We start from the raw sequence: 13,477 nt of genomic DNA on the forward strand, positions 1-13,477 counted from the left end.
CCGCCCCTTGTTCCGAAGGAAAGAAACCAGGACCGACAAGATTCAGATGACCAGACGCTTCGCCAAGCGGTTGGACAACGTGACCATCACTGCGCCATCCGGGCGTACGCCGACGCAAAAGCGAGCTGCGACAAACCCAAAACCGTTTGTCGTACGTCAAAGAGGGCCGGCGGTTTTGCTCTAGTGTGAATTCAACGAAGCCGAGGGCTTCCACACAAGGAGTAAGAAAATGAAGAAGATTTTGGCATCCCTGGTCGGTGCGGCGATCGTTACGGCCGTCTGCGCCACGGCGGCGTCGGCTGCCGACTTCGAAGTGCATATGCTCAACAAGGGCAAGGACGGCGCGATGGTATTCGAACCGAGCTCCCTCAAGATCGCCAAGGGCGACACCGTCACCTTCATTCCAACCGACAAATCTCACAACGCCGAAACCATCGACGGGCTGATCCCGGAAGGCGCAAAGCCGTTCAAGGGCCAGATGAACGAAAGCGTGAAGGTGACGTTTGACATCGAAGGGGCGTATGCCGTGAAATGCTCGCCGCATGTCGGCATGGGCATGATCGGTCTCGTCGTCGTCGGCAACGCTCCTGCCAATCTCGAAGCCGTCAAGACCGCGAAACTGCCCAAAAAGGCCCGCGAACGTCTTGACGCGGATATCGCTGCTTCCGGCGTTTAAGCGGGGGGTCCGTCCGGCGGCGGCCATTCCCTCTCCCCTGGCCGCCGCTGCGCTTATTCACCCGGTTTCATCCTGCGCGAAATTCAGCGCATCAGGCCGGCCATGCGAAGCGCATTCTCGATGATCTGCTGGATACCTTCAGGCTCCTTTGCTTGCTCGGAAGAGGCCGATGCCCGCTTGGGGCCGTCGCTCTTCGCCTGCAACGGCTCCACGCCTTCGCGAAGCAGGCCCCAGCTTTTTGCCGAATGAAGCGTCGACGATATGCCGACATCCAGCAGGTAGGGCGCGGCGTTCTCATAGCCGAGCGCGGGGTCGATCGGTGTTCCGTGGCCCATACCGGCAATGCTGTAATATTCAATCACCTGCCTGCCGCGGGCATCTTTCCAGACGGTTTTCGACTGGCCATCGACCTTTTGCTCCAGGTCCGGCCGTGACCCTACCTCGTGAACGGCGCGCCACTGGTCGATGATCGCCTGCGCGTTTGCTTCTGCGACCGTATTGTCCTGGGTGCCCTGCCATACCGAGATGGTCGGCCAGGGTCCCTGATGGGTGGAAGCGGCCTTCAGCCGCGACTGAAGCGCCGATGGTGCCGGCAGGCCTTGCCCGCGCATCCGGTCGAAGGCTTCGGGAACCGTCGCGGCGACGCCATAGGGCAAGCCGGCGATGATTGCGCCACCTGCGAAAACCTCCGGATAGGTGGCCAACATTATATTGGCCATCGCACCCCCTGCGGACAAGCCGCTCACATAGATGCGCGAAGTGTCGATCCCATGCCGGGAGACTACGGCATCGATCATCTGGCGGATCGAGTGCGCTTCGCCCTGGCCGCGGCGCATGTCGCCCGGAACGAACCAGTTGAAGCAGAGATTACCGTTGTTGGCCCGGACCTGTTCGGGCAGGAGGACCACGAAGCCGTGGCGTTCGGCGAGCTTCGACCATCCGGCGCCGTGATCATAACCGGACGCGGTTTGCGTGCATCCGTGCAGAACCACGACGAGGGCGGGGCCTTTGGGAAGCAGGGAGGGAACGTATACCCTGGCTGCCAGCGCCCCGGGATTGGATCCGAAACTGCTCAGTTCCTCCAGATGGCTGGGCGAGTCGGTCTGTTCCCGACCCAGTGATTTCAAGCGGGCAAGCCGCTCCAGCGTATCCGACAACGATCTCATAATGGCTCCTGGCAATCATTGCCGGGATGGCAGTGATCAGCGACAACGTTCCCTATATGGGTAACGTTGCTGCACTGCACAATTATTTTTTTGCGGAATGCGTTTCACTACGAGCCGGCGGGAGCCGAAAGGTTCGCTGCCCGCGAGGTTTTGCGTCCGCTTTCGATCAGCGCCTTGGTGTATTCATGCTGCGGCGAGAGGAAGAGGCGTTCCGTCTCGCCCTGTTCGACGATCTCGCCGCGTTTCATCACGATGGTCCGGTCGCAGATCTGGCGGATGACGGCAAGGTTGTGCGAGATGAAGACATAGGTGAGGTCGAGTTCGGCGCGCAGTTCCTGCAGGAAGTCGAGCACCTGCGCCTGCACCGAGATATCGAGCGCGGACGTCGGTTCGTCGAGGATCAGCAGGCGTGGATTGAGGGCGATGGCGCGGGCGATGCAGATACGCTGCTTCTGGCCGCCGGACAGTTCGTGCGGATAACGGTACTTGAACATCTTCGGCAGCTGAACGATGTCGAGCAGCGCTTCGACGCGCGCCTCGATATCGCGGCGGCTCATGTTCGTCTGGATGCGCAGGGGCTCGCCGATCGCGTCGCCGATCGTGTGACGGCCGTTGAGCGCCGAATGCGGGTTCTGGAAGACGAACTGCATGTGCCGACGCATCAACCGCAGAGGTTCGCCGGTCAGGCCGGAGATGTTTTTGCCGTCGAAGATGATATCGCCGGAGGTCGGCTCGATCAGCCGCAGCAGCATGCGCGCCAGCGTCGACTTGCCGGAGCCGGATTCGCCGACCACGCCGAAGATTTCGCCGGTCGCGACGGAGAGGTTGATGCTGTCGACCGCCGTCACCTCGGTGCCGGACTGGCTGCGATAGACCTTCCTGAGGTCGATCGCTTCCAGGAGAATGCCGGGTTTCGGGGAGGCGCCGACCGCCGGTTCGGCGGCAACCTTTGCCGATGCGGTATCGATGTCCGGCACGGCGGCGAGCAGGCGCTTGGTGTATTCGTGTTTCGGGGCGCTGAGGATATCCGCGGTCAGGCCCTGTTCGACGATCTCTCCCTTGTACATGACCGCGCAGCGCTTCGCGATCGTGGCGATCGCGCCGATATCGTGGCTGATCATGATGACGGTGAGATTGAGTTTTTCGACGAGCGAATTGATGAGGTCAAGCACCTGCGCCTGGACCGTCACGTCGAGCGCCGTCGTCGGCTCGTCGGCGATCAGCAGGTCCGGCTTGCCGGACAGCGCCATTGCGATCAGCACCCGCTGGCGCATGCCGCCGGAAAGCTGGTGCGGATATTGGTCGAACAGCATGGCCGGGTTCGGCAGGCCGACCTGGTCGAGCAGGTCCTCGGTGCGGGTACGGCGGGCGGCCTTCGAGGAGACGCCGTGTCCGGCCGCCTTTTCATGGGCGGCGATGACGTCGGAAATCTGCTGCCCGATCGTGAAGAGCGGGTTCAGATAGGTCATCGGATCCTGGAAGATCATCGAGATGCGGATGCCGCGGATCTTGGTCCAGTCTTTTTCCGATAGTGCGGTAATGTCCTGTCCGTCGAAGGCGATGCTGCCCTCGATAACCTTCGAGGCCTTCGGGCCGATGCCGAGCACGGAGCGTACCAGCACCGTCTTGCCGGAACCGCTTTCGCCGACGATGCCGAGCGTATCGCCGCGGTTGACGGTCAGGTTGATGTCCTTCAGCACATGCACCGGACCGTCGAACGTGGCGATGTCGAGCCGGTAGTTCTGAATGTCGAGAAGAGGTCCGGTCATCGGTCACGGCTCCGGGGATCGAGAATGTCGCGCAGGCCATCGCCGAGAAGGTTGAAGCCGAGCACGGTCAGGAAGATTGCGGCGCCCGGAAACAGCGAATACCACCACCAGTCCGGCATGTAGGTGCGGGCGACCGAGATCATCGCCCCCCATTCCGGCGCCGGCGGCTGAGCGCCGAGGCCGATGAAGCCGAGGCTGGCGGCGGACAGGATCGCCATGCCCATGTCCATGCTCATCTTGACGATGATCGGCGACATGCAGTTCGGCAGGATATGGTGCCAGAGGATCCAGGGCGTTTTGGCACCGATCGAGCGGGCCGATTCCACGAACAGTTCTTCCTTGACGGAGAGCGTCTTCGCCTCCACCAGGCGCACATAACCCGGCCACCAGACGAGCGACAAGGCGACCACGCAATTGGTAATGCCCGGTCCGAGTGCGGCGACGATCGCCAGTGCCAGCGCCAGTCCCGGCACGGCGAGGAAAAGTTCGGTGATGCGCATGATGACGGCGCGCACCCAGCCGCCACGATAACCGGCGATGATGCCGAGCGGCACGCCGATGATGGCGCCGACGCCGGTGATGATCAGGCCGATCCAGAGCGAGGTGCGGGCGCCGATGATGACGCGCGAAAGGATGTCGCTGCCCATCTCGTCGGTGCCGAACCAGTGACCCGCGCTTGGCCCCATCAGCTTGTTGGCCATGTTGAAGGCGCCAACGGTGTCTTCCGGATAGGGCGCAAGCCATGGTCCGAGAGCGGCAAGCAACAGGAAGAGCACGACCAGGCCGAGGCCGAGCATGGAGGAAAAGCTCTTGCCGAACATGTGCGCATAGAGCCGCCACTGGCGGATCTTGCTTTCATGCCGTTCGCGGAAGGTGAGGGGCCGGGAGAGTTCCACGGGCGTCGTCATCAGGCGCTCCTGAGGCGGGGGTCGATCCACGCATAGGCGAGATCGACGAGGGTGTTGGCGACGATGAAGAAGAAGCCGATTACCAGCGTGACGCCGATGACGGGCTTGAAGTCCGATGAAAGCGCCGAGGAGACGGCATAAAGGCCGATGCCGGGCCAATCGAAGACGGTTTCGACGAGAACTGTGGAGCCGAGCATCCAGCCGAAGCGCAGGCCGATCATCGCAAGCGTCGGCAGCAGCGCGTTCTTCAGCGCGTAGATGGCGACGATGCGGAAGGAGGCGATGCCGTGAGCGCGGGCCGCGACGATGTAGTCGGACTGCAGCACCTCGATCATCTCGGCGCGGTTGACGCGCAGGATCGAGGCGAGGCAGGGGAAGGAGAGCACGATCGCCGGAAGGATGATGTGCCGTAGCGACGTCCAGAACGTATCCAGCCGGCCGGCGAGCAGGCTGTCGACGAGCAACAGGCCGGTGACCGTTTCCGGCGGGCGGGTGACCAGCGGCAGGCGGCCGGAGACCGGCAGCCAGCCGAGGTCGACCGCAAATGTCAGCTGCAGGATGATGCCGAACCAGAAGGCCGGCAACGCGACGCCCGAGATCGAGAAGATGCGGGTCGCATGGTCGATCGGGCCGTCCTTGTAGACGGCCGACAGCATGCCCATCGGCACGCCGACGATGATGCCGAGCGCCATGGCGACGAAGACGAGTTCCAGCGTTGCCGGCGCATAACGTAGCACTTCCTCCAGCACCGGCCTTGTGGTGACGATCGACTGGCCGAGATCGCCGGTGACGAGGTCGCCCATATAGACGACGAATTGCTCGGGCAGCGACTTGTCGAGGCCGTATTCGGTGCGGATGGTCGTCACCATGTCTTCGGTCGCATTGGGGCCGGCGACCAGGCGGGCCGGATCGCCCGGCGCGACATTGGTGATGACGAAGGTGAGTGCCGCAATGCCGATCATGGTTCCGACCAGCGTCAGCACTTTGCGGAAGGCGAATGTCAACATCGTCTTCTCCGGTGGCTATTCTCTCAAAAACTGCGCATGGCCCGGCCGGTTGGGATGGTCCGGGCCATGCGCATCATTCTGGCTGCGGGAGGGGGCGCAAGCCAGAGGTTATTCGGCCTTCACCCACATCGGATAGAGATCGACCTCGCCGGTGAAGCGGACCGGGCTGAACTTGAAGCCCTGCAGATAGTCGCGATGCGCCCAGCGGCGGTTCTGCAGCATGCCGAAGACTTCCGGCTGGTCGGCGACGATCTGCTTCTGGATGTCGGCATAAAGCTTGGCACGGTCGTCCCAGCTGGTGGCGGCGCGGGCCTGGTCGATCATCTCCGAGACCTTCGGATTGTCGTAGAACATCATCGCGTAATACTGGCCCCAGCTCGCCTTGTGGTACTGGTAGGCGACGGCGTCCGGGTCGGTCGAGACAGGCGTGGTGAAGACCGAAGTCATGGCCGGCGAGGTCTCGACCTTGGAACCGGCGGCGACCATGTTCGGCCACTGTTCCGGCTTGACCTCGACGGTGATGCCGAGTTCCTTCAGGTTGTCGAGCAGGACGAGGCCGATGCGACGGGCTTCTTCGAGGCCTGCGACATGGACGTAAGGCAGGGTGATACCGCCGTTCGGATAAGCCGATTTCGCGAGGTATTCCTTGGCCTTGGCAAGATCCTTGCGCGGCATGCCCGGAACGGCGACATGGCCCTTCATGGCGTCCGGCAGGGGGCTGGTCTCGAGCGAGGCGGCGCCGTTATAGATCTGGATCAGCGCGTCGTAGTCGAGCGCATAGGCGATCGCCTTGCGCAGGTTGATGTCGGCGGTCGGACCCTTCTGGGTGTTGAACTTGATCCCGAAGGTGGTCATGCCCTTGTGGTCCTGGATGACCACGCCCGGCACGCGCTTGATCTGGATATAGTCGTCCGGCGTCAGACCTTCGACGATGTCGGCTTCTCCGCGCTGCAGGGCGGCCTTCTGGGCGGCGGGTTCGCGGATGATCTTGTAGATGACGCCGGCCGGGCGGTTCTTTTCGCCCTGCGGCCAACCCTTCCAGTAACCGTCATTGGCTTCGATCTCATAAAGAACGTTCGGTTCCCAGCGGCCGAGCTTGAACGGGCCGGAGCCGGCGGCATGGTCGGTCAGCCACTTCTGGCCGTAGTCGCCATCCACCTCGTGGGCCTTCACTTCGGCCGGGTTGACGACGAACCACCAGGGCAAGAAGGAGAGGAACGGCGCATAGGGTGCCCTGAGGTCGAAGCGAACGGTGTTGGCGTCGACGGCGACGATATTTTCTGGTGCGAGGAAGTCCTTGAGCATCCAGGCGACGCCCTTGTTAAGCTTCAGGCCGCGCTCGAAGGAATAACGTACGGCTTCGGCGGTCACCGGGTCGCCATTGTGGAACTTGGCGTTCTTGGCGAGGTGGAAGGTCCAGCTCTTGCCGTCGGCGCTGGTTTCCCACTTCTCGGCGAGCCATGGCTTGATCTCGGCCGGGTTGCCTTCGTACTTGACCAGGGCGTCATAGACCGACTGCTGGATCATGCGCGTCGACCAGTCGTAACGGACATGCGGATCGAGCACCGGGATCGCCTGGCGGCCGCCGAAGACGATGACATTGCCCTTGTCGGTACGCTCGAAGGCCCCGGCGGGCGCGGCGAGGATCGAGGAGGCGAGCAGCCCCGCGATCGCGACGTTTTTCAGGATTTTTCCGAACATGTGGTTCCCTCTGTTTTTAATGTGGCTCGGTAATCAGATCATCTGGCGGACGACGCCCGCGACGACGCGGCGCGACAAAAGAACCGGGGCATCGACGGCGCGGCGCACCTCTTCCAGCATTCCGGCGGAATAACCCATGCAATGCATGACTATAAGGTCGCAGCCTTCGAGCGTCTTCGCCCGCTCACCCATATCGTCGCCGGCATAGGGCGAGGCGGCCACGAATTTTGGCTCGCCGCTGAAGACGTGGCGATCGGCGAAATCCTTGACCTGCCGATCAAGCGGCAGGATGACGCCGAGCTTGCGGGAGGAAGCGGCGAGCGCCTCGACGGTCGAATCGACGATCCGCTGGGCTTCGACGACCAGCGTGTTTTCGAGCGGATCGATCCGGGTGCCTGTGCAGAGAAGAACGACGAGGTCGAAGCCTTCTGCATCTATCGTCTTCAGGAGGACATTGAGTTTCTCTTCGGTCCGGGCCTTGGAGGTGACGATTTCCTCGCCGCTCTTGAGACGCGTCGCAAAGGAATGTTCGCCATCCACGGCGCGCATCGCGTCCAGTTCAGCCGGGTCCATGCCGTCGAGCACGCCGAATTCACGGAACTCGAGGCGACCTTCTGGCAGGCCGATGCCGATCTCGGCCATCATTTCCGGAACCAAGTCGATCCGCGGTGTCTGGCCGATGGTCACGAAGGCGATCTTGGATGTGGAAGGCATGCTCTCATCGTTCCTTGCATGGCATTATGGGAACGGAGCCTAACGCTCGGAAGCGCGGCTTCACTATAGGGTAATGCCCCTAGAACGACATGATTCTGACATGCTCATGGCGACCAATTTTTAGGCAAACAGGTCATTTGGCGCAATTTTCTTGCGCGAACGCACTTATTTTCGATCAGGGATGGCCGGCGGAGATGACCATGCGGATGAGCGCGTTGGACGAGGTGACTTCCATCTTGCTCATGACGTTCGAGCGATGGATCTCGACCGTCTTCGGGCTGATGCCGAGCTGGCGGGCAATCGCCTTGTTGGACAGGCCTTCGGCCACCAATGACAACACCTGCCGCTCGCGCGGCGTCAGGCGAAGCAACTTTTCCGCAAATTCCGGCGAAACGCCCGGCAGGGTCACGGGCTGCGAACGATGCAGGAGAAGCCGGATGGCGCTTGCGACGATGCGGCGGGCGAGAACGACGGGCTTGCCGCTGGCCTTCGCCACCATTTGCCGGTCGGCTTCGGTAAAGCTCACGGAATTCAGGACGATGATCTCCGCATCGGCGAGATCGACGAGCGCGCCGGCCAGCAGTTTCCGGTCACCATCGGCGGCGTAGCTGGCGCAGATCTTGTAGGGCGCCAGCGCCGGGATATCGAGTTCGGCTATCTGCTGCTGCAGCGGCTGGATGAGGCCGACGGAAGCGCCGTGCGCGGCAAGCGAAATCACTGCCGATTCCATGGCCCGCTGGGCATTCACGGTCGGGCAGGTGCTTTCGAAATCGCGAAACAGGCCGGTCGAGAGGATGACGACCAGATCGAATTCATTGGGTTGGAAAGCGGCGGCGATCTTCGCCATGCGCTCGGCGATCCGCGGCTTGGAGACGACGATATCGGTATTGTCGGCAAGCCGGGTGACGATGCTCTGTTCGCCCGGCCGCACTTTCAGATCGTCGATTTCTGCCTTGGAAAGCCCGTCCAGCGCGCCGATCTCGAGCGCTTCGATCGGAACGTCGAGATTGGTCAGCATGTCCCCGATGAGATCGGCACGCGGCGTCTGGCCGACGCTCAGGAACATCACCCGGTGGTGCGGTTCCGCACCTTCCGGTGAGGTCGGGGCCAGCGCATATGGGCTCTTCGACATGTGCAGGGAATCGGTCCTTTCGATCGTCAAACCATGATGGCGCCGGGCATGCCTAAAATCAAGGCAAGCTCATTCTAGGGGCAGTCCCCTATAGGCATCCTTCGTCACTCATGGCTAGGTTCTAGCACATTCTTCGGAGGTAAACATGATCCGTGATTTCGAAGCGGGCGAGATCGACCCGCTTGCCGTTGGCGCCTGGATTCTCGGCACCGGCGGCGGTGGCAGCCCCTATCTGGCGCAGCTCAACCTGAAAAAGCTCTACAAGGACGGCAAGCGCGTCAAGCTTATCGATCCCCAGGCGCTCGATGACGGCGATGCCGTCGCGGTCGTCTCCAAGATGGGTGCGCCGCTGGTCGGCCAGGAGCGCCTCGTCGATCCCGCGCATCTCGCCCGGGCCATGCAGCTGATGGAAGAGTATACCGGCCGCAAGTTCCGCGCTGTGATGAGCGTCGAGATCGGCGGCGGCAACGCGCTGTCGCCATTCCTCGCCGGCGCCATGCTGGATATCCCGGTCGTCGATGCGGACGCGATGGGCCGCGCCTATCCGGAAGCGCAGATGACGAGCTTTGCGATCGGCGACCTGCCGATGTATCCGCTGACGCTGGTCGATTGCCGCGACAACGAGGCGATCGTCGCCAAGGCTGCCTCCTGGAAGTGGATGGAACGGATTTCCCGCAAGATCTGCACCGAAGTCGGTTCGACGGCGGCCACCTGCAAGGCGCCGCGCACCGGCCGGGAAGTCAAGGACTGGGGCGTGCTCTACACGGTCACCAAGGCGGTCAGCCTCGGGCGCGCCGTGCTTGAGGCCCGCGCCGCCCATTCGGATCCGGTCGAAGCGGTGCTTGCCCATGAAGGCGGCAAGGTGCTGTTCAAGGGCAAGATCGCCGATGTCGACCGCACCACGACCGGCGGCTTCCTGCGCGGCTCGGCGATGATCGAAGGCCTCGATGGTGATCGCGGCTCGAAGGTCGAGCTCGCCTTCCAGAACGAATGGGCAGTCGCCTTCCGCGACGGCCAGCCGATCGCCATGACGCCGGACCTGATCTGCCTGCTCGACACGGTGTCGGGTGAGGCGATCGGCACGGAAACGGTACGTTACGGCCAGCGCGTCACGGTCGTCGCCCTGCCGGCGCCGGAGGTTCTGACCAGCGCCAAGGGCCTCGAACACGTCGGCCCGCGGGCCTTCGGATATGACCTGGATTTCAAATCGGTGTTTGCAGCATGAAGCGGATCGGAATTGACGTCGGCGGCACCAATACGGATGCCGTGCTCATCGATGGCGAGAAGGTTCTCTCGGCCATCAAGTTTCCCACCACCGCGGATGTGATGCAGGGCGTGGTCAATGCGATCGGCCATGTGGTCGCCTCGCAGGCGCCGGGGTCGGCACCGGTCGATGCGGTGATGATCGGTACGACGCATTTCACCAATGCGGTGGTCGAGCGCGCCCGTCTCGATCGCGTCGCGGCGATCCGCATCGCCATGCCGGCCGGCGCCTCGCTGCCGCCGATGGTCGACTGGCCGGACGAGCTGCGCGATGCTGTCGATCCGCTCTCCTTCATGGTGCATGGCGGCCATGAATACGACGGCCGGCCGCTGGTGCCGCTTGCAAAGGATGAAATCCGCGACGCGGCGATGAAGATCCGCGATGCCGGCGTCGATTCGATCGGCATCACGGCGCTCTTTTCGCCGTTGACGGCGGAATGCGAGCTCGAAGCGGCCGAGATCGTCCGGTCGGTGATCCCGAATGCGCGGATCACGCTTTCCCATACGCTCGGCCGCATCGGCCTTCTGGAACGTGAGAACGTCACGCTGCTGAACGCTGCGCTGCAGGGGCTCGGCCGCAAGACGATCGATGCGTTCAAGGATGCGCTGAAGCAGGCCGGCATCGATGCGCCGTTCTATCTGACCCAGAATGACGGCACCGTGGTGCTGGCGGATGTTGCAGCCGCCAACCCGGTCTACAGCTTTGCGTCCGGCCCGACCAATTCGATGCGCGGCGCGGCGTTCCTGACCGGCCTCAAGGAGGCCATGGTCATCGATGTCGGCGGCACGACCTCGGATGTGGGCTGCCTGGTCGGCGGCTTTCCGCGCGAGGCGAACAATGTCGTCGAAGTCGGCGGCGTGCGCACGCTCTTCCGCATGCCGGACCTGCTGCCGATGGCACTCGGCGGCGGCACGATCATCGATCCGGAAACCCGCAAGATCGGCCCGCGTTCGGTCGGTTACCGGATCACCGAAAAGGCGCTGGTCTTCGGCGGCGACACGCTGACGACGACGGACGTGGCGGTGGCCGCCGGCCTCGTCGAGATCGGCGACCGCGACCGGGTCAAGCATCTCGACAAGGCGCTGGTGGCCGACCTCCTGAAGCGTGTCGAGGCGATGGTGGAAGACGGCGTCGACCGGATGAAGACTTCGGCCGAGGGCGTGCAACTGATTGCCGTCGGTGGTGGTGCGTTCCTGATCCCGGAAAAGCTCAAAGGTGCCAGCGAAGTGCTGCGCGTCGAACATGCCGGCGTGGCGAACGCGCTTGGTGCTGCGATGGCGCAGGTTTCCGGCGAAGTCGACCAGGTGTTTTCCGGCATGTCGCGCGAAAAGGCGATTGCCGAGGCCGAGCGCATTGCCCGCGCCCGCGCCGTCGAAGCGGGTGCCAGTGCCGATACGATCGTGACGCTCGATACCGAGGATATCCCGATCGCCTATCTGCCGGGTGACTCCCGGCGGGTACGGGTGCGCGTCGTCGGCGACATCGCCTTCATGAAGGACGAACAGAAGCGCGTGGCCGGGGCCTTGCGCTGAACCCCAACTCTCCTCCCAGGGAGAATCGGCGGGCTGGTTTGTTGCCGGTCCGCCGATTTCATTTTGGGCTGCCGGACATCTTGTAGATCTCGGCATCGATCGTGGCGGCGTGTCCGCGCTGCGCTCTTCCCAGATAAATTCCATAGGTATATTTATTTTACCGAAAGTGGCAGTTAAGCTTACCTTTATCGATGGCCTCCGGAGGTAACGCTTCTCATGACACAAGAATTCATCCAGGCGCTCCAGCGCGAACTCGCTCCCGATGTCTTTTTTGGTGAGGATATTCCCGTCCGCTTCCACAACGATTGGGGCGGTCTTTCGCCGGTCGTGCCGCTGGCTTTGGTGCGGCCGCGCACGACGGAACAGGTCTCGGCAACGCTGCGCCTTTGCAACGAGTTCAAGGTGCCGGTCGTACCCCAGGGCGGTTTGACTGGTCTTGCCGGTGGCGCGCGGCCGATCGAAAATGGCGTGGCGCTGTCGCTCGACCGCATGAACGACATCGAGGAAGTCGATACGGTGATGGCGACGATGACGGTTCTGGCCGGCACGCCGCTCAGTGTCATCCAGGCGAAGGCGGAAGAGGCGGGGCTGTTCTTCGGTCTCGATCTCGGAGCTCGGGATTCCTGCGTCATCGGCGGCAATCTCGCCACCAATGCCGGCGGCAATCGCGTCATTCGGTTCGGCATGGCGCGCGAACACGTGCTCGGCCTCGAAGTGGTGCTGCCGGACGGCACGATCGTCACATCGCTGAACAAGATGCTGAAGAACAATGCGGGCTATGACCTCAAGCAGCTGTTCATCGGCTCGGAAGGCACGCTCGGCGTCATCACCCGTGCCGTGCTGCGGCTGCAGGCGAAGCCCGCGGAACTCGCCAGCGCCTTCTGCGGCTGCCCGGATTTCCCCTCGCTTCTGGAGCTCCTGAAGAGCGCCCGCCAGGGCATGGGATCGGCGCTGACCTCGTTCGAGGTGATGTGGCCGAGCTTTTACGATTTCATGACGGGTAAGCTTCCTGACCTGCGTCGCGCCTTCAAGGAGCCGCACGGGATCTATGTGCTGATCGAAACCGGCGGCCGCAATGCCGAAGAAAACCGGGCGCTGCTGGAGCAGGTTCTTTCCGATGCGCTGGAAGCCGGCTGGGTTTCCGATGCGGTTCTGCCGTTCTCGGAGCGCGAGACCAGGGACCTCTGGGCGGTGCGCGAAAGCGTATCGGAATACGGCAAGCTGATGGGGCCGCTGACCGCTTTCGACGTCGGCCTGCCGACCAGCGCCGCCGGCCGGGTGGTCGACGAGATCGAAGCCGCGATGAAAGCCCGTTGGCCGGACGCGATCGCGCTCAGCTACGGCCATATCGGCGACAGCAACCTGCATCTCGTCTGCAACATTCCGTCGGCCGGCAGTGACCAGCCGCACAAGGAGATCACCGAACTCGTCTTCGGCACGATTGCGCGCGAAGGCGGCACGATTTCCGCCGAACACGGGATCGGCCTTCTGAAGAAGCCCTATCTCAAGCTGTCGCGTACGCCGGAAGAATTGGCGCTGATGGCGCGCATCAAGGTGGCGCTCGATCCCAACAACATTCTGAATACCGGAAAAGTGCTTTCCGTCTGA

The 13,477-nt window shown here is 62.9% G+C and carries 11 protein-coding genes; 4 read left to right on the plus strand and 7 right to left on the minus strand.

The annotated features are described in order from the left end of the window. Positions 1 to 229: 229 nt before the first annotated feature. Complete coding sequence (locus PMI07_RS18540) at positions 230 to 676, plus strand: pseudoazurin (protein WP_007756796.1); 447 nt, start codon at positions 230 to 232, stop codon at positions 674 to 676. 83 nt (positions 677 to 759) lie between these two features. On the opposite strand, the gene PMI07_RS18545 is transcribed toward PMI07_RS18540, so the two are convergent. The 7 genes from PMI07_RS18545 to PMI07_RS18575 all read right to left on the minus strand — a co-directional run bounded on the left by PMI07_RS18545 (position 760) and on the right by PMI07_RS18575 (position 9,073). Further along, entirely contained in the window at positions 760 to 1,842 is a 1,083-nt protein-coding gene (locus PMI07_RS18545; protein ID WP_007756799.1) for a PHB depolymerase family esterase, read from the minus strand. A gap of 107 nt (positions 1,843 to 1,949) precedes the next feature. Then, the gene (locus PMI07_RS18550) at positions 1,950 to 3,611 is read right to left on the minus strand and encodes an ABC transporter ATP-binding protein (RefSeq protein WP_007756802.1); all 1,662 of its coding nucleotides are present in this window, start codon (positions 3,609 to 3,611) and stop codon (positions 1,950 to 1,952) included. Then, positions 3,608 to 4,519: an ABC transporter permease gene (locus PMI07_RS18555; protein WP_007756803.1), complete on the minus strand. Its 912-nt coding sequence runs from the start codon at positions 4,517 to 4,519 to the stop codon at positions 3,608 to 3,610. The genes PMI07_RS18550 and PMI07_RS18555 overlap by 4 nt, the downstream gene beginning before the upstream one ends. Next, on the minus strand, positions 4,519 to 5,526 hold the full coding sequence (locus PMI07_RS18560; protein ID WP_007756804.1) for an ABC transporter permease: 1,008 nt from the start codon (positions 5,524 to 5,526) through the stop codon (positions 4,519 to 4,521). Before PMI07_RS18560 ends, PMI07_RS18555 begins: the two co-directional genes overlap by 1 nt. A 108-nt stretch (positions 5,527 to 5,634) precedes the next feature. Continuing rightward, complete coding sequence (locus tag PMI07_RS18565; protein ID WP_007756810.1) at positions 5,635 to 7,227, minus strand: ABC transporter substrate-binding protein; 1,593 nt, start codon at positions 7,225 to 7,227, stop codon at positions 5,635 to 5,637. Between the two features lie 33 nt (positions 7,228 to 7,260). After that, positions 7,261 to 7,941 (minus strand): AroM family protein, encoded by a 681-nt coding sequence (locus tag PMI07_RS18570; RefSeq protein ID WP_007756811.1) that lies wholly within the window; start codon positions 7,939 to 7,941, stop codon positions 7,261 to 7,263. Between the two features lie 175 nt (positions 7,942 to 8,116). Continuing rightward, positions 8,117 to 9,073 (minus strand): AroM family protein, encoded by a 957-nt coding sequence (locus PMI07_RS18575; protein ID WP_007756813.1) that lies wholly within the window; start codon positions 9,071 to 9,073, stop codon positions 8,117 to 8,119. Between the two features lie 145 nt (positions 9,074 to 9,218). Between PMI07_RS18575 and PMI07_RS18580 the strand changes: the two genes are divergently transcribed. The 3 genes from PMI07_RS18580 to PMI07_RS18590 all read left to right on the plus strand — a co-directional run bounded on the left by PMI07_RS18580 (position 9,219) and on the right by PMI07_RS18590 (position 13,477). Next, positions 9,219 to 10,298, plus strand: a complete 1,080-nt coding sequence (locus PMI07_RS18580; protein WP_007756814.1) for a DUF917 domain-containing protein — start codon at positions 9,219 to 9,221, stop codon at positions 10,296 to 10,298. Further along, on the plus strand, positions 10,295 to 11,869 hold the full coding sequence (locus tag PMI07_RS18585; RefSeq protein WP_024163917.1) for a hydantoinase/oxoprolinase family protein: 1,575 nt from the start codon (positions 10,295 to 10,297) through the stop codon (positions 11,867 to 11,869). The genes PMI07_RS18580 and PMI07_RS18585 overlap by 4 nt, the downstream gene beginning before the upstream one ends. A 216-nt stretch (positions 11,870 to 12,085) precedes the next feature. Continuing rightward, positions 12,086 to 13,477 (plus strand): FAD-binding oxidoreductase, encoded by a 1,392-nt coding sequence (locus tag PMI07_RS18590; protein WP_007751741.1) that lies wholly within the window; start codon positions 12,086 to 12,088, stop codon positions 13,475 to 13,477.

Origin of the sequence: Rhizobium sp. CF080, from assembly GCF_000282095.2 — a bacterium.
Classification (GTDB): domain Bacteria; phylum Pseudomonadota; class Alphaproteobacteria; order Rhizobiales; family Rhizobiaceae; genus Neorhizobium.